Below are 20,839 nucleotides of genomic sequence, written 5' to 3'. Positions count from 1 at the left end.
TTATTTAACACCTTTTTCTTTTATTTCATTCAAAAAATTTCTCCATGCAGAAGGTGCAAAAAGAAGTACCGGCCCGCCTGGGTCCTTGCTATCACGAATAATTACAAGGCCCTCTAGATTACTGGCAACCTCCACACAGTTCCCACCGTTGGTGCTGCTACGACTGGACTTCCGCCATTCAGCTCCGGTCAGATCTATCATGCGATCATCCTCGCTATAAGCTCCAGCGACGCCCTCTGCGGGAGTGCCTCCGCACGGAGGGCGTCGAATACGTATGCGACCGTCTCAATGTCTTCGCGACGCTGGACGAGGTGGCCATGTGCCGCCGTCTCCAAGTAAACGACATCCGGCCCGTTTCGGAAACCCGCGATGACGAAGGCACCCGCGAGCCCTGGATGAGCAGCCACCTCCTTCGGCACGATCTGAATCGTGATCCTGGGATGTCTGCCGAGCTTCACAAGGTGTTCGAGCTGCCTCTGCATGATCTCAGGTCCACCAATTGCCCGATGCAGCACTCCTTCATCGAGAACAACCCAGAAAACCGGAGGATCACTCCGCTCAAGAATCGCCTGTCGCTCCAGCCTCGCAGCCACCATCTCGTCGATCTGTTCAGGAGTGTCTCCAGGACGCCCTCCTACAAGCATGGCCCTGGCGTAATCCTCGATCTGAAATAGCCCCGGAAGCACCAAAGGCTCATAGCCCTTCAGGCTTGTCGCCTCGCGTTCGAGCTCCACGAATGGCCGGAACCACGTCGGATACGCCTCCCTGCTCAGCAGGGGCCACAGCCGTGACAGGGCACCCCCCGTCTCCAGGACGTCGTCACACCGGGCGGTGAAGTCGCGCGACGGGACGCGTCTGGCGTTTTCGATCATTCCGACCAGGGCGAGCGAATAGTTGATCTGCTCGGCCAGTTTCTCCTGGGACCAGGCCCGCTCGGTCCGGTAGCGCCGGAGCTCGGCTCCGAAGAACGCCACTGGGCTCGCGCCCGGATCAAGCTCACGCGCTGGGGGCATCGCGCTCTCCTTCGACCGTGCCCGGCCACATCACCGTCCCGGAGTGATCCAAACTGCAGAACGATCGAAGTGACCACATACGACTCCGTGTTCGTATCGCTACACACCGTAGCGCCACAGGGGCGGACTGTGAAGAGGAAACCGTCTGGCCATCGGCGCCAGATGGCACACCCGATGGGATCCGGCATTTGTGACCGGAATGCCGTAATCGACCGGCTACTCGATGAAGTATGTGACGGTAAAGGTGACGCCTACTGCGCCAGGATGGGCGAGATTCACCTTCGATCACCTGATAATGCGCGAATGAGTCACAAGAGCATGCATATAACGGCTTGCTCTATTCATCCAAATGTTGACCCAAGCATTTCCCGATGACAAAATACGGAGCCATTCCTACCCCGCACATCGGACAGATAATCGGAGGGAAAGCATGTTCGTGCGTCGCATCGGCCCTCATCCTCACGGAGACGGCGGCGGTAACGGAAGCGCGGGGGCGAACAACTGCCCTGACATCTGGGAGCTGGAAAGCGGCGACTTCGCGGTCATCGGACTGGAGCGGACGGCCGAGCTCCAACCGCTGCTTCCCCCGGACGCCTTCCTGGACCCCGGTGAGGCCATCGTGGTCCTGCCACGACACGTGCTGGTCAAGGCCCGCGAGAACATCCCCCTGGAATGACCGCTCTCCGGCAGGCGGCCCGCCCAGGAGCGCCGGCACGCGGCCTGCCCCTTCCCGCCGCCTCGGCTGCCCGTAGCACGGCAGGCACGACCGACCAGAAGGAGCATGGGCATTGAAGATCTATCCCCCGGCTGAATCCACCGAGCTCTCCACCACGGACGGCCATGTGGATGATTTCGGGAGGTTTTTCAGCGAGCTCCGATCACGATGGGTGAAGGTGGAACGACTCCAGGAATACGACGAGTCCGACTTCGAGGGCTATCGAGCTTTCAGGAACGGCGATTTCGCCACCGCCAGGAAGCTGGTCCAGGAGATGGTCAGGGGCCAGGAGGAGATATACACCCTGGCGAGACGGCGAGGCATATCCATGGTCCGCATCCGGATATGCGACCTCCCGCTGAGCTCCTATCTCGTCAACTACGAGATCCCCGCCTACCTGGCGGACATCGAGTGCGGGGAGGACATACGGTTCGTCGACTCCCGCGACATCCGGCGACTCTTGTCAGACTCGGGAATATCGGATTACGTGTTGTACGACGACACCCGGGTGGTCGCGCTGATCTACGACGAGGCCACCGCACGCGTCAGGGAGGCCAGGCTCGTGGACAGTCCAGCCCTGGTCGCCAAATACGCGGAGCTGTCCGACGAACTGATTGAGAGGTCCGTGCCGATGCTGGAAAGCCCGATCTACCGATCCGTCATATGAGGACAGGCGTTTCATCCCTCGGGACATGCCCCATCTTTCCTCCGATCACCTCCGCGATGCGAGCACGCAACCCTTCGAGGTGGGAGTGTCGCCGTGGCCTCCACTGAACTGCTGGTCGCCCTCGCCTCGGCGGGTGCGACGGCGATCGTCTCCAGTGTCACGAGCGACGCGTGGCAGGCCCTCCGTGACCGTGTCGCGCGCATCCTCGGCCGCGGTGACGATCAGAGGGAAGTCATCCAGGGCGAGGTGATGGACGAGGTGCGGGCGGCGATCCTTCAGGCCTCGGGCAGCGACCGTCCCGCGATCGTGGCGGCCCAGCGGGAGCGCGTCTCCGCGCTGCTCGTGGAGGCGATGGCCGGTGACCCGGTCGCCGCCGAGGAAACACGTTCGCTCATCGCGGAGTTCGCCCCCACCGTCGACATCGAGAGTGTCAGCGGCGACCAGCACGCCCACGCCGAGGGAGAGGCCCAGCAGGCGGTCCAGTACACCGGCGTCCAGACCAACACCTTCAAACGCGACTGACAAGGACGACGATGCGGCCCGGCGACAGCCAGCACGCCGAGGCGGCGGGAAGCGCACAGCAGGCGGTCCAACGGAGCGGGGTGCAGTACAACACGTTCGTCGGGGCCGCGCAGGCGCGCTCAGTGGCCTCCTCCGCACCGCCCCTCGCCGTGCCGCAGCGGCGGGCCTTCGCGGCCGGGCTCCGAGGTCGCGACGACCTGCTGTCGGAGATCGACGGGCTCATCTGGACCCCCGCGCGGCGCCCGAGAGTGGTTCTCGTTCACGGAATGGGCGGGGTGGGAAAGACCGCGATCGTCCAGACCCTCGCCCACAGCGCCGCGGAGAGAGGAACCACGACGTGGTGGGTGCGCGCCGGTAGCCCGGACGGCACCCGGGCCGCGCTCCACGCGGTCGCCTTCGACGCGGGCGCGCTGGACTCGGACTTCGATCACGCCCACCCGTCGGACGTGCTCTGGCGCGCCCTGAACTCCCGCTCGACGCCCTGGCTCCTCGTCATCGACAACGCCGACGACCCGCGCGTGCTCTCTGGAGAGGACCGCACCCTGGAGGACGGCACTGATTGGGTACGACCGCCGGCCACCCCGTACGGAACCGTGCTGATCACGAGCCGGGACGGGCGAGTGGAGCGGTGGGCCTCCTGGATGAGCATGCACAAGGTCACCTCCCTGGCGCCGGAGGTCGGGGCGGCCGTGCTCATGGACCTCGCGCCCGACGCGGGGCCTCCCCAGGCGGCGCGTGAGCTGGCCGCCGCCATGGGCGGGCTCCCGCTGGCGTTGGAACTGGTGGGCCGCTATCTGAGCTGTGCCAACGCCGACCCATTTCCCGCCCCGGACTCGACCGGATCTTTCTCCGGCTACCGAAGCACCTACGAACGACGTCTCCAGGATCTGACCATGGACGAACCCGGTTCCGAGGAATTCCATGACGGGCGCCGCGCGCTCACGACGACGTGGGAGATGTCCGTCGAACTGCTCGCCCAGCAGGGACACGATCTCGCGGGGCCGCTCATGCGGCTGCTGGCCTGCTGCGCGTCGTCGCCGCTGCCGTACCGGCTCGTGCTCCGGCCCGAGGCGCTGGAACGCAGCCCGCTCTTCGCCGGGGCTGTCGCCAGGCGGCTGAGCGGCTCCCTCAAGGCCCTCTCCGGGCTCGGTGTCATCTCGCTCGATCCCGGCATCGGCGATCCGGGCGCGTCAGGTGTCCCGGTGTCACGCCGGATCGCGACACTCGACATGCACCCGTTGGTACGCACGGTGACCCGGGGAAACCTCAGGGGTTCCGGAGAGCTCGAAAGGTTCCGGGCCCTGCTCGCCGACCTCCTGGATGCCGCGACGGGCGAGCTGGACACCGACGACGCCGACGACTGGAACGTCTGGGCCGCGCTCGCCGGGCACTGCCTCGGTCTGCTGGATCTCATCCGTGACGATGAGACCATCCGCCCCGATACCGCCCTGAGCGCGACGCTGCCCGCTCGCAGGGTCGCCTGGTATCGCTACATGGCGGGTCTCTACGACCAGGCGGTCACGGATTTCCGGTCCATCCTGGACGTGGTACGCCCGCTGCTGGGCGACGAGCACCCGGACGTCCTCGACATCCGTAACAGGATGGCCCGCGCTGTCCGGGAGAACGGCCACAACTCCGAGGCCGAGCGACAGCTCCTCGCCGTTCTCGCGGTCGCCTCCCGTGTTCTGGGCGAGGAGCACCCCGACACGTTGAGCGTCCGCATCAACCTCGCCCGCACCATCCGGGAGGGCGGACGCCACGCCGAGGCCGAGACGGCGTTCCGCTCCATCGTGGCGACCGCACAGCGTGTCCTGGGAGAGGATCATCCGGACACCATCGTGTCCGCGCTCAACCTCGCCCGGACCCTTCGCGACCAGGGGCGGTACGAGCAGGCGGAGGCGGGCTACCGGGAGGTTCTCCGCGCGTGGCAGAGGAACTTCGGCGAGGACGACCTGAACGCCCTCGACATCCGTTACGAGATCGCCGAGACCCTGCGTGAACGCGGGATGTTCGGCGCCGCCATAGCGGCGTACACCGGCATCCTCACCGCGAACACCCGCGTCTATGGCGAGGACCATCCCAACTCGCTCACCATCCGTCGCGGTCTGGCCGCGGCGCTGACGGGCAACGGTGAGCTGGAGGCCGCGGAGCGGGAGATCCTGACGATCGTACGAGGGCAGCGGGCGAGACTCGGAGCGGACCATCCTCTGACGAAGGAGAGCGAAGCGGCGCTTGAGGAGCTCAGGCGGCACTGACCTCCCGGCGGATTCCACAGGGTCGCACGGCAGGCGGCCTCCGTTCCCACTGCCCGGCCGTGTTGACCGGTTCGCTGTTCACCGGGGCAAGCCACCACCACCGTGAGAGGGGTGAACCCAACACCGCATGACATGGGCCGCCTCCGCCCCTACTCTCCCGGCCCGCAGGAGATCGAGCCGTCCCGGACTCCCTGGGACACACCGGCTGTGAGGGCCGCCGAGCGGCTACGGGCCGCTCTGGCGGACCTGTGGGTGCCCGCCGACGTGCACGCGGGATTCGGGGTGGCGCTGGTCAGCGTCTGGACCGACCTGCTCGTGCTGACCGACGGGCGCTGCTACCGCTGGTGGACCGGTGAGACGGACCGGATCGGTCACCGGACCTACTCCTACTGCCCAGCCGAGACCCCCGCCACCGCCGCCCACGACGTGGCCCGGGTACGGGAGATCCTGCGTGCCCGGCGGCCGGAACGCGCCGGGACCTCCACCGTTGCGGAGCCGTCCGCCGAGCCGGTCTGACCTCGCGAAGCCGTACACACCCCACGACAGCCGCGGACCTGACTAATGTGGACCGGCGATCCGGGAAGGGGTGTGGGCCAGGTGGCGGGGCCGGAGTTCACGCAGTCGGAGGGTCCTCTCGTCGAGCAGCTGGTCTCCATGGGCTGGACACATCTGGACGGCGCGGCGGGCCTGGCCGTCGCCCGCGACCCCACGGTGAGCGACAGGTCGTCCTTCGCGGAGATCTTCCTCCTCGACCGGCTCCGCCGGGCGCTCCGCGAGCTCAACCCCGGTCCCGACGGCGAACCTTGGCTCGACGGCCGGAGGGTGTCCGCCGCCGCCGGGGAGCTGACCCGGATCGCGGCCCCGAGCCTGCTGGAGGCCAACATGCGGGCGACCGGGCTACTGGCCGGGGGGACGACGTCAGACGGCCTGCCGGAGTGGAGGAGCGAGCGTGAGCGGCCGGTGCGCTACGTCGACTGGGCCGCGCCTGAGCGCAACGACTTCACCGTGGTCTCACAATTCCGGCTCGACGTTCCTGGAACCCAGGCGAGGCGGTGGATCGTCCCCGACCTCGTCCTGTTCGTGAACGGCATCCCGCTCGTGGTCGTCGAGTGCAAGAAACCCGGCGGCGACGCCACGCTCACGGCGGTGGGCCAGCTCAGGCGCTACGCCGAACGCGGCCCCGGCAGCGCGGGCAAGGGACACCCCGGCCTGTTCCACACCGTGCAGCTCACGGTGGCGGCCTCCGGCGAGGACGCCAGGCTCGGCACCTTCACCGCCGAACCCGAGCACTACGTGCCCTGGCGCGACCCCTACCCGGTGACGCGAGAAGCCCTGAAAACCGACCTGGGTGGGAGGCCGGTCCGGCCGCAGGAGATCCTCGCCGCCGCCCTGCTCCACCCGCACCGGCTGCTCGACGTCGTACGCAACTACGTCACCTTCAAGACGGACGAGGCGGGAAAGACGGTCAAGGTCGCACCGCGCTACCAGCAGTTCCGCGCGGTGGGCAAGACCGTCACGGGCCTGCTGACCGGGCAGACCAAGGCGCAGAACGGCGAGCGCGACGAGCGCGGCGGCATCATCTGGCATACCCAAGGGTCCGGCAAGAGCCTGACCATGACTTTCCTGGTCCGCAAGCTGCGCTCCACGCCCGGTCTTGAGGACACCAAGGTCGTCGTAATCACCGACCGGGAGCAGCTCCAGACCCAGCTCGCCCGGACGATGGAGCTGACCGGCGAGGAGATCAAGGCCGCGAAGACCGTCAAGGCGGCCAAGCGGCTGCTGGGCGCGCGAGGACCGGGGATCGTCTTCGTGATGATCCAGAAGCAGCACGACCTGCAGGCGCGCAGGGCGGCCCGCGAGCGGGGCGTGCTCACCGAGAGAAGACCTCCTTCGCTCGGCCTGCTCAACTCCGACGAGTCGATCGTGGTCCTGGTCGACGAGGCGCACCGCTCGCACGGGTCGGCGCTGCACACCAACCTCATGAGCGCGCTGCCCAACTGCGCGCGGATCGGCTTCACCGGCACGCCGATCGTGAAGGGGACCAAGGCCCGCCAGAGCACCATGAACACCTTCGTCCGGTTCATCGACCACTATCTCCTGCGGGACGCCGAGGAGGACGGCGTGATCGTGCCGATCTTCTACGAGGGGCACACGGTCAAGGGCGCCGTCCGCGACGGGCGTGACCTCGACGAGGTCTTCGAGGACATGTTCGACCTCACCGACGAGCAGCGCGAGGAGGTGCAGCGGCGCCACGCCACCGGGGCCGACGTCATGGGTGCCGACCGGCTGGTCGCCGACAAGGCGCGGAGCATGCTGCGGCACTATGTCGGCACGGTGCTGCCCGACAGGTTCAAGGCCCAGCTGGTGGCCCATGACCGGACCGCGACCGTGCGCTACCGCGAGGCTCTGGAGACGGCTCGACAGGAGCTGGTCGCCCAGATCGAGGGGCTGCCGCCCCACCTCGCGGACGCCGATCCGGAGAGCGTCCGCGACCGGCGGACCGCGTTCCTGCTCCGGGCCCGCGAGCACCTGAAGCTGATCAGGGAGATGGAGTTCGTTCCCGTCATCTCCCCCGGGACGGCGGAGAACGAGGCCGAGCTCAGCCCCTGGACCGACCCTGCTGGACACAAGGCGGCGATCGCGGCCTTCACCGCGCCCTTCGGCGGGGAACTGCCGCCGGTGGCGTTCATCATCGTGAACGCGATGCTGCTGACCGGCTTCGACGCCCCCGTCGAGCAGGTCATGTATCTGGACCGGTCGCTCAGGAACGCCGGACTGCTGCAGGCGGTCGCCCGGGTCAACCGGACGGCACCGGGCAAGGGCTGCGGATACGTGGTCGACTACCACGGCGTCGGCGCCCACCTGAAGGACGCCCTAGACGCGTACGACAAGGTCGACGTCGAGGCCGTGCTGAAGGACATCCGCGACGAGATCGCCAAGCTCAGTCCGCAGGCCCGGCGGCTGCGACTGCTGTTCACCGAACGCGGCGTGCGCCCCGGCGGCGGGGACGCGGTGATCGAGGAGTGTGTGGCGGCGCTGCGGGATCCACGGCTGCGCGACCGGTTCGAGGTGGAGCTCGGCCGGTTCTTGAAGACACTCAACAGCGTGATGCCCGCCCCGGAGGCCAAGCCGTACATCGAGGACGCCCGGCTGTTCGCCGAGATCAAGGTGCGCGCCCGGCGCCGCTACCGGATCGACGACGAGTTCGACCCGAGTCTGTACGGCGCCAAGGTCCGCGAGCTGATCGACCGGCATCTGGAGTCTCTCGGTGTCGAACAGATGCTTCCACCCGTCTCCCTGACCGCCCCCGACTTCGGCGAGAAGGTCGATGCCCTGGCCGGACCTCGGGCCAAGGCCTCGGAGATGGAACACGCCGTCCGCCACCACGTCACCGTCCACTTCGACGAGGACCCCGCCCGCTACCAGCGGCTCAGCGAGCGGCTGGAGGCGATCCTCGCGGAGCACCGGGAGAACTGGGAGCAGCAGGTGCTGGCGCTGGGTGAGATGGTCTCCGGGCTGCGCGACGACCGGACCCCCCGCCCGCACGACCTCAGCCCGGTGGAGAGCGCGCTGTACGGCGTGCTGCTCGCCGAGAGGGCGAACGACGGCCTCGTCGATCCGGAGCTCGGCGAGCGGGTGGCGGGTGTCGCCCGTGACCTGCGCCGTCTGGCGGCCGAGGAGACGAGTCATCGCGACTTCTGGCGCAAGACGGTCGACCAGGCCGCCCTCACCAAGCGGATCGCGGTCGTGCTGGTGGTCACGGACATCTGCCCGCCCGACGACGCCGCCGAACTCGCTTCAAGGATCTTCGAGGTCGTCCGTGCCAACCGCGACCGCATCGGCCGGCCATGACAGGCTTGTCGACGTGAGTCAATTCCCAGGGACGCTCCGCGTCGACGATCTCGACGTCACCGTCGAGATCAGCCCCCGGCGCGAGAGCGTACGGCTCACCGTGGAACGCGACGCCTCGGTGACCGCGACGGTTCCGCCCCTTGTCGGGCCGGAGGAGCTCGCCCGGATCGTAAGATCACGTCGGCGCTGGCTCTACGCCAAACTTGCCGAACACGCCACGCTCGGCCCGGCGCGTCCACCTCACGCGTATCTGAGCGGTGAGGGATTTCTCTACCTGGGACGCAGTCACCGGCTTCTGCTCGTCGACGACGCACCGGTGGCCGTACGGCTGCTTCGGGGCAGGCTTGAGCTCCGGCGTGACTGCCTGGATGATCCGGCCGGGCACATCGTCCGCTGGTATCGCCAGGTGGGTGAGCCCTGGCTGCTCAAGCGCGTGGCACCGTGGGCGGAGGTGCTGGGGGTGACGGTCGCCGGGCTCCGGGTGCTTCCTCTCGGCTACCGCTGGGGCTCCTGCTCCCTCAGCGGGCATGTCAACATCCACTGGGCCGCCATGCAACTCCCCCCAGACCTGATCGACTACGTGCTGGTGCACGAGCTGGCCCACCTCAGGCGACCGGACCACTCCCCCGAGTTCTGGCGAATCGTCGAGCGGGCGCTACCCGGCCACCGGGAGAACCGGGAGAGACTGAGGCGCCTCGGCCCCGGCCTCTGGCTGCCTTGAGTATCGGTCCTGGGCGGGGACGATGCCGGAAAGCTCGGGGTGCGCGGGACGGGAACGCCCTCGGTCAGCCGTTCCCGTCCCGCGCACCCCGGCGGGCCGGTCTAGTAGTAACCGGTGCCCGTGATGGCCGCGGTCTGGTTGCCCATGTTCTTCACCCGGTAGCGGATGCACGGGGTGGGCGGGGAGGCGCTGGCGGCGACGTACGCGGCGTGGTCGTTGGCGGCGATCGGCACCGTCCCGATGTTCCTGCCGCGACAGTTGGCGATCTTGACCTTGACGGGCACGCTGTTGGTGTCGAGCTGGACCAGCACGTTTCCGTTGTACTGGGCCGCGGGGACGAGTTCGGGCGTGAGGAACACCTCCTCGCCGGGCTGGACCCGCGCGGCCAGGTTGACGTCGTCGGCGTTGGCGGGGGTGCCGGTCAGGGCGAGGGCTCCGGCCGCCGCCAGGGCCAGCAGCGAGGACAGGGCGCGCATGGAACGTCACTCTCCTTATTCGTCTCTCTACCGACCCGTCCGTGCGGGCCGGACGTGGAGACACTACGGAGAGTCACATCTCGGGAAGATAACGAGGTGGGCGGACCTGGGTAAAGCTCCGGGGACGCGGCACCCTTGCCCGGACACGCGACACCATCGGCGACATCGGCGGCATCCGGCGGCATCGCGGCCGGAGTGCCGTCATCGCCGTCGCCGGGGGGATCATCCCGGGTCAGGGCCGGGCTATCGGGTGAGGAGCTTCTGGGCCTCGACGACCAGGTCGAGGTCGAAGCTGAGCTTGAGGCCGTAGTAGACGATGACGGTGGCGGTCGCCGCGGCGGCGAGGACGACCAGGATCTTGATCGTCCAGCCCCGGCGGCCCAGCCAGGCCGTCCAGGCCGACAGGTTCCGCTTGCCGAACTCCAGCACCCGGTGGGCCCAGTGGAACTCGGTGGCCAGCACCGCGAGTCCCGCGAAGACGACCAGCCAGCCGGGGCCGGGGAAGGGCACCATGATCAGGCCGCCGATGACCAGCACGGCTCCGACGGCACCGATGGCGATCTTCAGCGTGAGGTGGCCCGCGCGGGTGGACCTGACCCCGTCGAGCCAGCCGTGGATGCCGGACCGCTCGGCCGCCGCGCCCTTCAGCGCGTCGGCGTCGCCCGTCTCGATGTGGCCGGCCCCTATGTGGCCGGTCTTGATATGACCGTCACCCTGGACGCCGGCCTCAGCGCGGGCACCGGTCTCACCTCGGGCACCGGTCTCACCTCGGGCACCGGTCTCGCCTCCGATGCCGTCCTCGTCCCGCGCGTCGGCGGTGCCGGTCTCAGACAGCCGCCCGGCCGGGCCGTGGGGCTCGTGCACCCCATCTGAGATCGTCATGTTCTCTCCAGGACAGTCGGTTTCTTCCACAATAGGCTCTGCTGAGCGGACCGGCCCCGCTGAAGCTCTCAGTTCATCCTCAAGAGGGAGGGCGGGGGGTCCTCGGGGTGGAGAGGCCACGAGATCGCCAGGACGGTCCCGCCCCGCCCGTTCGGGGCGGGGCGGGACCGTGCGGGTCCAGGGGTCCCACGGTTCTCGCGGGACACCCCGAGCTGTCGGAGAACGGTCAGGGAGTGGTGCAGGTGACGGTGGACGGGACGCCGTTGGTGCCGGTCCAGGAGGCGCCGAAGCCGAACGTCGTGGAGGCTCCGGCGGCCAGGTTGCCGTTCCAGCCCGCGTTCCGCACGGTGACGTCGGCACCGCTCTGGGTGTGGGTGCCGCTCCAGAGCTGGGTGATCGTCTGGCCGTTCGGGAACGACCACCTGACCGTCCAGCCGGTGATCGCCGAGGTTCCGGCGTTGCGTACCGTCACCTCGCCCTGGAAGCCGCCCGGCCAGGAGTTGGACACCCGGTAGGCCGCGGTGCAGCCGCCGCCGACGGGTCCGGTGAGGGTCCTGAAGGTCACCGGGCCGGAGGCGGCGGAGCTGTTCCCGGCGCCGTCGCGGGCGATCACGTAGAAGGTGTACGAGGTGTCGGGGGTGAGCCCGGTCAGCGCGAACGACGCCGAGGTGGGCGAGCCGACCTTGACGTCCGTCGCCCCCGCCTCGCGGTAGACGTCGTAGCCGCTCACCCCGACGGCGTCCGTCGAGGCGGTCCAGGTCAGCGTCGCCCCCGAGGAGGTGATCGACGAGGCGGCCGGGGTGCCCGGCGTGGTCGGCGGCACGGTGTCGGGGGGCGGGACGGTCCCGCCGTTGTCGGCGTACAGGATTCCGCGGCCGTTGGTTCCGAGGTAGACGCGGCCGTAGACGCGCGGGTCGCCGGTGAGGGCCTCGCCCGCGTTACCGTACTGGTGTCTGTCGTCGTTGATCCTGACCCAGCTCGCTCCCGTGTTGTCGGAGCGGAAGACGCCGGTCACGCCGCCGATCGTGGCCAGGGTGTACAGCGCCTGGTAGCCCCCGGCGGAGGCGGACTTGCCGAAGCCGATGTTGACGGCGCTGGTGACGCCGGACAGCTTGGTGAAAGACGCGCCGCCGTTGGTGGAGCGCCACAGGCCCGACGCCGCGCCGGTGGTACTGGGCGGCCCGGCGAGCCAGATGTCGCCCTCGCGGCCGGGTACGGCCTTGAACTTGACGTTGCCCTCGGCGGGCAGCCCGGTCGCGGCGGTGGCCGTGAAGGAGACGCCGCCGTTGGTGTTGGCGTAGAACCTCCCGCCGCTGAAACCGTAGAACCTGCTGGGGTTCACCCGGTCGGACTCGACCACGGCGCCAGTCGGGAGCCCGGTGGAGGCGGTCCAGGAGTTGCCGTAGCCGACCGTGTAGTGCACGCCCACACCCTTGGGCGCCCAGACGAACCGGGAGCCGTCGGCCGCCGCGGCGATCGTGCCGCCCTCGTTGATCCCGCCCGGCTCGCCGCCCTGGAACCAGTTGGCGCCGCCGTCGGTGGAGAACGCGGCGTGACTGTCGTTCGGCCGGTCGGCGTCGGTGAAGTTGCCCGCGCGAACCATGACGGAGGGGTTGGTCTCGGCGTAGTCGAGGCTGGTCGTCGAGGTGAAGACCGGCGAGGTGAACATCATGGGCGGTACGGCGTCGAGGTTGGTGTGCCGGAAGCCGCCGATGTCGCCCAGCGCGCTGACCAGCGGCGCGCCGGACGGCGGGCTGATCAGGTCGAGGACGGCGGTCTCCTCCAGCCCCTTGACCATGGGCTTGATGGTGAGCTGGCCGCCGGTGTCCCACTTCTTGAGGTCCTCGGTGCCGTAGAGGGTGGCGCCGGTGCCGTACATCATGCGGTTGCCGTCGAAGGGGTCGATCTCCAGCGACTCCGTCATCCAGCCGAGCTTGGGCGTCGTCTCGGGCGGTTGCGGGTTGGCCCCGAAGGTCAGCCACGGCGAGGAGGAGATGTCCATCGTGTAGCGGAAGCTGCGGTTCGGGTAGGAGGTGAAGTCCCAGATGCGGGTCCAGGTCGCGCCGGAGTCGGTGGACCTGAAGAAGATCACGTCCGGCCACCAGGAGATCTGGGTGGCGACCATGATCGTGCCGGGGTTCTGCCGGTCGATCGTGAGGCCGCTGTAGCCGAAGTAGTCGTCGGCCGAGCTGGAGGGGACCGGGCTGATCTGGGTCCAGGCGCCGGTGGTGGTGTCGAGCTTCCACACGTCGCCCTTGGCGCCGTCGTACGGGCCCGCGGTGTCGCTGGTGGCGATGTAGAGCGTGTGGTTGACGTGGTCGAGCACGCCCTTGTGCGCGATGTAGCCGGTGGGCTGCCCGGCGACCCTGGTCCAGGTGGTCCCGCCGTTCGAGGAGCTGTAGACGGTGTTCTCCTTGTCGGCGACGCCGACGTAGATCTTCTGCGTCGTGTTGCCCGCGGTCGCCGAGGTCGGGTCGAAGGTCACCCAGACCACGCCCGGACGGTGGCTGGTGTAGCCGTTGGGGTCGGAGGGGTTGTCGGCGTAGTTCCCCGGGTTGGGGAAGCTCGCGACCTTGGCCCAGGTCACGCCCTTGTCGGTGCTGCGCCACAGGCCGTTGCCCTCGGGCGCGCCGAAGTAGACGACGCTGTTCCTGTTCGGGTCGACGGCCAGCCGCTCGCCCATCCCCCGGCCCGGCATGTTGCCGCCGAGCTTGAAGGGCAACGCCGTGGCCTGCCAGGTCGCGCCCTTGTCCGCGGAGCGCAGGATGGCCCCGTTGTTGGGGTCCCAGCTGTTGGTGTACATCCCGGCGGCGACGTAGACGCGGCCGGTCTCCACCGGGTCGGTGGCCAGGCTGACCACGCCGTTGTATCCCCACTTGTCCCAGCCCACCCAGTCGAGCAGCGGGGTCCAGCTCTTGCTCGACTGCTCCCATCGGTACGCGCCGCCGATGTCGGTGCGGGCGTAGATCAGGTTTCTCTCGGTCTGGTTGAAGACGATCCCCGGCACGAACCCGCCGCCGTCGATCCTGACGTTCTTCCAGTCGTACGTCTCGGCGGCGGACGCCGAACCGGCTCCGCCCTCGGTTCCGGCCCCGGTCGCCATGGTCCCCGCGCCGGTCCCGGCACCGGACGCGGACGCCTGGGCGCTCCCGCCCCCGACGGCCGCGCCGACCGACGCGCACGCCACCGCCACGGCGGCGAGCATGCTGAACAGCCTTCTTCGCATGTACGGCTTCCCTTCGCAATGCAGCAGACAAACCGCCATGCACGATCAGGTGACGGGACCCTGACCTCCGACCGCCCACGATGCGCGTGCATGAACGCCCAGAGGGTCACATGCCGGACCCCGGGTCGTCAATAGTTTGAATAGACAACTAACAAACCGGGGGCGGGTCGCGTTGGAGCCCCCGGTGGTGGCGTCGACGCCCCGGGAGTGCCGCCCTGCGCACCGCCGGCCGGAACACGGGCCCCGCCGGGAGTACCGGGAGCACGGAACCGGACCCGGCCTACTTCGCCTTCGTTCCGGCCTACTTCGCCTCGCAGGGAGCGCAGCTCTCCCGGGGCGGGAGCATCAGCCGCGAGCCCGGCCCCCTCGCGGCGGCCACGTCGTCGGGGTTGGCCAGCGCGCAGCGGTCCAGCGAGAGGCAGCCGCAGGCGATGCAGTCGGTCAGGCCGTGCCGGAGACGTTCGAGCTGCTTGATGCGGTCGTCGAGCTCGTACTGCCACATCGTCGAGAGCCGCGCCCAGTCGTCCCTGGTGGGGGTGCGCTCGTCGGGGAGGGCGGACAGCGCCTCCTGGATCGTCTTGAGGGGGATCCCGACCCGCTGGGAGACCCTGATGAAGGCGATCCTGCGGAGCGTGTCACGGGGGAAACGCCGCTGGTTGCCCGCGGTGCGGCGGCTGCGGATCAGGCCCTTGGCCTCGTAGAAGTGGAGGGCGGAGACCGCGACCCCGCTGCGCGAGGACAGCTGGCCGACGGTCATCTCCGGATTGTTGGGCATGCGCCAGTCTAACTTGACCTCAATCAATATTGAGGTTGCAGGGTGAGGGCATGACATCCACAAAGGAGGAAAGAGGGGGACCATGACATTCACGGAGGCGGAGCTCGCCTATCTCGAAGGACAGCGCCTGGGCCGCCTGGCCACGACGGGCCCCGGCGGTTCCCTGCAGAACAGCCCGACCGGGTTCCGCGTCGACACCGAGACCGGCGTCGTCGACATCTACGGCCGCGCGATGGGCACCACCAGGAAGTTTCACAACGTCCGGACGAACCCGCAGGTGGCCTTCGTGGTGGACGACGTCGCCTCCACCGATCCCTGGCGGGTCAGGGGCGTGGAGATCCGCGGCGAGGCCGAGGCCGTCGAGGATCACGAGCCGCCCTCCCCGTACTTCAGCCGGGAGATCATCCGCATCCATCCCCGGCGGATCATCTCCTGGGGCGTCGACCCCGCCCAGGAGGGCATGAAGGGCCGCGACATCTGATCCCGTACCGGGCACCAGCGGCTTTTTCCCTACGGGGAAGGCCGATCGGGTAAGAATGGCGCATGACGAGAGCACTGGTGCTGGGTGGCGGAGGAGTGGCGGGCATCGCCTGGGAGGCCGGGATCATCACCGGCCTGCGCCGGGCGGGCATAGAGCTGGGAGAGGCGGACCTGGTCATCGGCACCTCCGCCGGGTCGGTGGTCGGGACGCTCGTCGCCACCGAGGCCGATCTGGAGAGCTCGGTCGGCGTCCAGGCCGACACGGAGGTCGCGACCGTCTCCGCCGTCGACATGGAGGCGGTCATAGCCGCCTTCAGCCTGCTCTACGACCCGTCGCTGGAACCCCGGGAGGCCCGGCGCCGGGTCGGCGAGATGGCCCTGGCGGTGAAGGACACCGGCGCCAGGATCGAGACGATCGGCAACCGGCTGCCCGTCAAGGAGTGGCCGGAGCGCCGCCTGCTGATCACCGCCGTCGACGCGGGGACCGGCGAGTTCGTGGTCTGGGAGCGCGGCTCGGGGGCGCCGCTGGTGTCGGCGGTCGCCTCCAGTTGCGCGGTCCCGTGCGTGTTCCCGCCGGTGGAGATCGACGGGCGTCGCTACATGGACGGCGGGGTGCGCTCCCCGACGAACGCCGACCTGGCGGCGGGCAGTTCCGCCGTGGTCCTGCTGGAACCGCTGGCGCGCACCTCGCCGAGGTCGCGCCTCGACGCCGAGCTCGCCGAACTGGGTGACGCCGCGATCGCCCACGTCGTCCCCGACGAGGCGTCGATCGCCGTGTTCGGCGCCAACGTCCTCGACCCGGCCCTGTGGCGTCCCGCCTTCCTCGCCGGTCTCGCCCAGGCGCCCGCCGTCGAGGAGAGCGTCTCCAGGGCCTGGAAGGACTGAGACCACGTGGGCGGGCGGCGATCCCCCGGCGAAGGTGGCGGTACGGGTGGGACGGCGCCGCTGTGGGTGGTGAGCGGGCCGCCGGGCGGGGGGAAGTCGACCGTCGCGGCGGCGCTGCTCGCGCTGCTCGACCCGGTCCCCGCGCTGCTCGACAAGGACACCGTCTACGGCGGCTTCGTCGCGGCCACCCTCCGCGCCCACGGCCGTGACTCCGGGGAGCGCGAGGGGCGCTGGTACGACGAGAACATCAAGTGCCACGAGTACGAGGGGCTGACCGAGGTCGCCCGGCAGATCCGTTCGCACGGCTGCCCGGTGATGCTGGAGGGCCCCTTCACCACCCAGGTGCACGACGCGGCGGTGTGGGAACGCTGGGCCGGGCGGCTGGGCGGGCCGCCCATCCGTCTCCTCTGGATCCGCTCGGACGGCCCGACGCTGCGTTCCCGGCTGGAGGCGAGGGGTCTCGCCAGGGACGCGGGCAAGCTCGGCCGCTTCGAGGACTACCTGCGGGCCATCAGGGTCGACGAACCGCCCGCCGTGCCGTACGACGAGGTCGACAACCGGCCCGGCGCCCCCGCGCTCGCGTCACAGCTGGAAAGGCTCGTCACCTCCTGGGGCACCGCCCGTCCCTAGCCTCCGTGTCCGGTCCCTTGCGTGTGGCGTCAGGGGTGGCGCCGCGGCGGGGCGGGGGTCAGGGAACCTGGAAGCGGTCGTCCCTGGCGTCGGTGATCGCCATGTGACCGGGGAGGTGGCCGATGGCGAAGGACACCCCGCTCGCCATGACGGCCGCCTGCGGCGTGACCCCGCAGGCCCAGAAGACCGGGATCTCCCCCGCCCGCACCTCGACGGGGTCGCCGAACTCGGGCACGCCCAGGTCGGCGATCCCGATCTCGCCGGGGTCGCCGACGTGGATCGGCGCACCGTGCACGGCCGGATACCTCGCGCTCACCCGTACGGCGGCCGGGACCAGGGAGGCCGGGACCGGGCGCATCGAGACGACCAGAGGGCCGCTCAGCGATCCGGCGGGGCGGCAGGGGATCGAGGTGAGATACATAGGCACGTTCGTCCCCGCCTCGATGTGCCGCACCGGGACCCCGGCCCTCAGCAGCGCGTCCTCGAAGGTGAAGCTGCAGCCCAGCAGGAAGGCGACCAGGTCGTCCCGCCAGACGTCGCGGACGTCGCCGACGTCGGCCACGGCCCTGCCGTCCTCGTAGACGCGGTAGGCGGGCAGGTCGGTGCGCAGGTCGCCGCCGAACAGGCCGCTGCTCACCGCGCCGGGGTCACCGACGTCCAGGACGGGGCAGGCGACGGGGTTGCGCTGGGCGAACAGGAGCAGGTCGTAGGCGAGCTCGCGGGGCACGGCGAGCAGGTTGGCCTGGGTCCAGCCCCGGCACCAGCCCGCGGTGGGTGCCCGCAGCCCGTCCCTGAAGTGCTTCCGGGCCTGCTCGGGGGTGAGCGCCGCTACGTCCATCGGCGGATCATAACCTCGGCGCCGTCCCCCGGCCAGCGCTCCCCGGCCGGGCCGGGGAATGCGGGTGCCGGATAACGGCGGCCACAGCGCCCGAAATGTCAGTGAAACCCGAATCGCAGGAATCTCGGATATCGGACACCACTATCGGACTTCAGCCTGGTAGGGGAGGAGCCCTCCGGACGAGACACCCGGGAAAGCGTTAATGGATGTCCATAAATGTCACATTTAAAGGACATGAAGCCTTTTTGGAACGATTCGACAAAATTCAGTCATATTTCATGACATGTTGGCATTGCGGGCATAACGTCTCGGCCTTACGTTCCCGGTATGGATCTCGAGCTCCGACACCTCAAGATCGTGCGCGCGGTGGCGCAGGCCGGCAGCGTCACCAAGGCCGCCACCCACCTCGGATTGGCCCAACCCGCACTGACGGCGCAGCTCAAACGGATAGAGCGGGTTCTCGGGGGAGCTCTTTTCGAACGCGACCACAACGGCGCCAGGCCCACGCCCCTGGGGCAGCTGGTCCTGTCACGCGCGATGGTACTGCTGCCCGCGGCCCGCGAACTCCAGGAGGAAGCCCTTCGATTCGCGAACGCGAACGCCGACATCCCCAGCTACCGGCTGGGCGCCACCAACGGGCCGATACTCGGCGGCCTGATGGACCGCCTCGCCACCGCCTGGCCGTCCACCCCGGTGAGCACCCACACCTCCTGGTCCGCGAGGGAGCTCACCGCCATGGTGATGCTCGGCCGGATCGACTTCGCGTTCATCGGCGCCTGCGGGGAGAGCTCGCCGCCGGTGGAGGGGCCGGTGGTGTGGTCGACCGTGGGGACCGACCCGGTCTTCGTACTGCTCAACGAGGACCATCCGCTGGTGGACAGGGAGGAGGTGGAACTCGCGGAGCTGGCCGACGAGCAGTGGACGGTCACCCCCGGCGACAGCTGCTTCGGCGACTGCTTCGCCACGGCCTGCGCCCGCGCCGGCTTCACCCCCAAGACCATCTACGAGACCGACGTGGCCACCTGCATGCACCTGGCCAAGGTCGGCCGCGCCGCCGCGCTGTGCCAGGCGACCTTCCAGCCCGCCGAGGGGCTGAAGCTGGTACCGCTCGCGGGGGCTCCGCTGCGCTGGCGGCAGCTGCTCGGCTGGCACCCGGAGGCGGCCAGCGCCGCGGTCGCGACGTCGATCCTCGAACACGCGAAGGCCGCGCATTCCGACGCGATCGGGCGGAGCAGACGGTACGCCGCGTGGCTGACCGGGAATCCCGGATTGGGCACCTCTCCATAACGTGACGATAGGAGACAACTGGTAGAGGCGCGTCTCATGTGCACGCCGTTACTTTGACGGCACCCCCCACATGAGGAGAGAACCCATGCTCCGCAGAAGTGCCGTGACAGCGGGCTTCGCGCTCGCTGTCGCGATGGTGGCCGCCCCGGCCACCGCCGCCCAGCAGGGACCCGGCGAACCCGCCGCCCCTCCCACCCTCGCCGAGGCCCGCACGCTGGTGCAGGCCACCGCCAAGCCGTCGCCGGGTCTGGTCGACGCCATCCGGCGAGACCTCGGCGGCACCGGCGAGCAGGCCACGGCCCGGCTGATCAACGAGGCCGCCGCCGCCAAGGTCGAGCCCGCCCTCCGCGGGCAGCTCGGCGCCTCCTTCGCCGGATCGTGGGTGACCGGCCCCACCTCCGACCTGGTGATCGCCACCAGCGACTCCACCAAGGTCGCCTCGCTCGCGAGGTCGGGCGCGGAGGTCAAGCTCTTCAAGAACTCCCTGGCCACGCTCGACGCGGCCAAGGAACAGCTCGACCGGCTCGTGTCATCCGCGCCGAAGTCGATCCCGTCCTGGTACGTCGACGTGCCGAGCAACAGCGTCGTCGTGCTCGCCGGTGACGTCGCCGAGGCGCGGGCGTTCGTGGACGGCAGCGGCGTGGACGGGGCGCTGGTCCGCGTCGAGGCCTCGCAGGAGAGGCCCAGGCCCCTGTACGACGTCCGCGGCGGCGACGCCTACTACATGGGCGGCCGCTGCTCGGTCGGCTTCTCGGTCACCCGCGGCACCCAGGGCGGCTTCGCCACCGCCGGCCACTGCGGCACGCCCGGCACCGCCACCCAGGGCTACAACCGGGTCGCCCAGGGCACCTTCCAGGGCTCGTCCTTCCCCGGCAACGACTACGCGTGGGTCGCGGTCAACGCCAACTGGACCCCGACCGGCGTGGTGAACGGCTACAGCGCGGGCATCCTGCCGGTGACCGGCTCCACCCAGCAGGTCGTGGGCAGCTCCATCTGCCGCTCCGGCTCCACCACCCAGTACCGCTGCGGCACCATCAGCCAGCACAACACGAGCGTCACCTACCCCGAGGGCACCATCACCGGCCTGACCCGCACCACCGTGTGCGCCGAGCCCGGCGACTCCGGCGGCTCCTACATCTCCGGCAGCCAGGCCCAGGGCGTCACCTCCGGCGGCTCGGGCAACTGCACCTCCGGCGGCACGACCTACCACCAGCCGATCAACGAGATCCTCTCGGTGTACGGGCTCACCCTGGTGACCAACGGGACCCCGCCGCCGCCCACCGGCTGCAGCGGCTACCAGAACTCCTACACCGGCTCGCTGACGTCCAACGCCAACGCCTACCAGCCCGGCACCTCCGGCTACAGCGCCGGCGCGGGCGTCCACCGCGTCTGCCTGGACGGCCCCAACGGCACCGACTACGACGCCTACCTGCAGAAGCTGAGCGGCTCCACCTGGACGACCGTGGCCAGCGGGACCACCCCCAACCCGGACGAGGCCTTCACCTACACCGGGACCGCGGGCACCTACCGCGTACGGGTGCACGCCTACAGCGGCTCCGGCTCCTACACCCTCGGCCTGACCAGGCCGTAGGGGCTCTCCCCCGCCCTGGCCGGT

At 69.4% G+C, this 20,839-nt stretch carries 19 protein-coding genes; 12 read left to right on the top strand and 7 right to left on the bottom strand.

From position 1 onward, the window contains the following. Positions 1-201, bottom strand: a complete 201-nt coding sequence (locus ACFYWM_RS14695) for a DUF397 domain-containing protein (protein WP_389914061.1) — start codon at positions 199-201, stop codon at positions 1-3. After that, on the bottom strand, positions 198-1,013 hold the full coding sequence (locus tag ACFYWM_RS14690; protein WP_389914059.1) for a Scr1 family TA system antitoxin-like transcriptional regulator: 816 nt from the start codon (positions 1,011-1,013) through the stop codon (positions 198-200). The genes ACFYWM_RS14695 and ACFYWM_RS14690 overlap by 4 nt, the downstream gene beginning before the upstream one ends. Before the next feature lie 430 nt (positions 1,014-1,443). Between ACFYWM_RS14690 and ACFYWM_RS14685 the strand changes: the two genes are divergently transcribed. The 7 genes from ACFYWM_RS14685 (at position 1,444) to ACFYWM_RS14655 (ending at position 9,745) form a co-directional block, all read left to right on the top strand. Next, the gene (locus tag ACFYWM_RS14685; protein WP_389914057.1) at positions 1,444-1,689 is read left to right on the top strand and encodes a hypothetical protein; all 246 of its coding nucleotides are present in this window, start codon (positions 1,444-1,446) and stop codon (positions 1,687-1,689) included. Positions 1,690-1,801: 112 nt separating this feature from the next. Beyond that, positions 1,802-2,395: a DUF6879 family protein gene (locus tag ACFYWM_RS14680; protein WP_389914055.1), complete on the top strand. Its 594-nt coding sequence runs from the start codon at positions 1,802-1,804 to the stop codon at positions 2,393-2,395. Between the two features lie 93 nt (positions 2,396-2,488). Continuing rightward, positions 2,489-2,917 carry a hypothetical protein gene (locus ACFYWM_RS14675; RefSeq protein ID WP_389914053.1) on the top strand — a complete coding sequence of 143 codons (429 nt, stop codon included), beginning with the start codon at positions 2,489-2,491 and terminating at the stop codon, positions 2,915-2,917. An 11-nt stretch (positions 2,918-2,928) separates the two neighbouring features. Further along, the gene (locus ACFYWM_RS14670; RefSeq protein WP_389914051.1) at positions 2,929-5,172 is read left to right on the top strand and encodes a tetratricopeptide repeat protein; all 2,244 of its coding nucleotides are present in this window, start codon (positions 2,929-2,931) and stop codon (positions 5,170-5,172) included. Between the two features lie 111 nt (positions 5,173-5,283). Then, the gene (locus tag ACFYWM_RS14665) at positions 5,284-5,688 is read left to right on the top strand and encodes a hypothetical protein (RefSeq protein WP_389914050.1); all 405 of its coding nucleotides are present in this window, start codon (positions 5,284-5,286) and stop codon (positions 5,686-5,688) included. A 72-nt stretch (positions 5,689-5,760) separates the two neighbouring features. After that, positions 5,761-9,024, top strand: a complete 3,264-nt coding sequence (locus ACFYWM_RS14660) for a type I restriction endonuclease subunit R (protein WP_389914048.1) — start codon at positions 5,761-5,763, stop codon at positions 9,022-9,024. 13 nt (positions 9,025-9,037) lie between these two features. After that, the gene (locus ACFYWM_RS14655) at positions 9,038-9,745 is read left to right on the top strand and encodes a M48 family metallopeptidase (protein ID WP_389914046.1); all 708 of its coding nucleotides are present in this window, start codon (positions 9,038-9,040) and stop codon (positions 9,743-9,745) included. Positions 9,746-9,846: 101 nt separating this feature from the next. Here ACFYWM_RS14655 and ACFYWM_RS14650 read toward each other — a convergent pair whose 3' ends face one another. The 4 genes from ACFYWM_RS14650 to soxR all read right to left on the bottom strand — a co-directional run bounded on the left by ACFYWM_RS14650 (position 9,847) and on the right by soxR (position 15,104). Beyond that, positions 9,847-10,221: a hypothetical protein gene (locus tag ACFYWM_RS14650; RefSeq protein ID WP_389914044.1), complete on the bottom strand. Its 375-nt coding sequence runs from the start codon at positions 10,219-10,221 to the stop codon at positions 9,847-9,849. Between the two features lie 243 nt (positions 10,222-10,464). Further along, positions 10,465-11,103, bottom strand: a complete 639-nt coding sequence (locus ACFYWM_RS14645) for a TIGR02611 family protein (RefSeq protein ID WP_389914042.1) — start codon at positions 11,101-11,103, stop codon at positions 10,465-10,467. A gap of 226 nt (positions 11,104-11,329) precedes the next feature. Continuing rightward, entirely contained in the window at positions 11,330-14,329 is a 3,000-nt protein-coding gene (locus ACFYWM_RS14640; protein ID WP_389914041.1) for a cellulose binding domain-containing protein, read from the bottom strand. Between the two features lie 301 nt (positions 14,330-14,630). Continuing rightward, positions 14,631-15,104, bottom strand: a complete 474-nt coding sequence (gene soxR / locus ACFYWM_RS14635; protein ID WP_389914039.1) for a redox-sensitive transcriptional activator SoxR — start codon at positions 15,102-15,104, stop codon at positions 14,631-14,633. 82 nt (positions 15,105-15,186) lie between these two features. On the opposite strand from soxR, the gene ACFYWM_RS14630 reads away from it, so the two are divergent. The 3 genes from ACFYWM_RS14630 (at position 15,187) to ACFYWM_RS14620 (ending at position 17,099) form a co-directional block, all read left to right on the top strand. Then, positions 15,187-15,585 carry a PPOX class F420-dependent oxidoreductase gene (locus tag ACFYWM_RS14630; RefSeq protein ID WP_389914038.1) on the top strand — a complete coding sequence of 133 codons (399 nt, stop codon included), beginning with the start codon at positions 15,187-15,189 and terminating at the stop codon, positions 15,583-15,585. 62 nt (positions 15,586-15,647) lie between these two features. Further along, positions 15,648-16,469 (top strand): patatin-like phospholipase family protein, encoded by an 822-nt coding sequence (locus ACFYWM_RS14625; protein WP_389914036.1) that lies wholly within the window; start codon positions 15,648-15,650, stop codon positions 16,467-16,469. A gap of 6 nt (positions 16,470-16,475) precedes the next feature. Next, complete coding sequence (locus tag ACFYWM_RS14620; RefSeq protein WP_389914034.1) at positions 16,476-17,099, top strand: AAA family ATPase; 624 nt, start codon at positions 16,476-16,478, stop codon at positions 17,097-17,099. A gap of 58 nt (positions 17,100-17,157) precedes the next feature. On the opposite strand, the gene ACFYWM_RS14615 is transcribed toward ACFYWM_RS14620, so the two are convergent. Continuing rightward, positions 17,158-17,937 carry a putative hydro-lyase gene (locus ACFYWM_RS14615; protein WP_389914032.1) on the bottom strand — a complete coding sequence of 260 codons (780 nt, stop codon included), beginning with the start codon at positions 17,935-17,937 and terminating at the stop codon, positions 17,158-17,160. Between the two features lie 327 nt (positions 17,938-18,264). On the opposite strand from ACFYWM_RS14615, the gene ACFYWM_RS14610 reads away from it, so the two are divergent. After that, positions 18,265-19,224, top strand: coding sequence for a LysR substrate-binding domain-containing protein (locus ACFYWM_RS14610; RefSeq protein ID WP_389914030.1), 960 nt, complete (start codon positions 18,265-18,267; stop codon positions 19,222-19,224). 85 nt (positions 19,225-19,309) lie between these two features. Further along, positions 19,310-20,815 carry a S1 family peptidase gene (locus ACFYWM_RS14605; protein ID WP_389914028.1) on the top strand — a complete coding sequence of 502 codons (1,506 nt, stop codon included), beginning with the start codon at positions 19,310-19,312 and terminating at the stop codon, positions 20,813-20,815. Positions 20,816-20,839: the final 24 nt, after the last annotated feature.

The organism is Streptosporangium sp. NPDC002721, assembly GCF_042888905.1.
GTDB lineage: Bacteria > Actinomycetota > Actinomycetes > Streptosporangiales > Streptosporangiaceae > Streptosporangium.
Note: the sequence above shows the minus strand (reverse complement) of the source record. Positions and strands in the feature narration are given on the sequence as shown.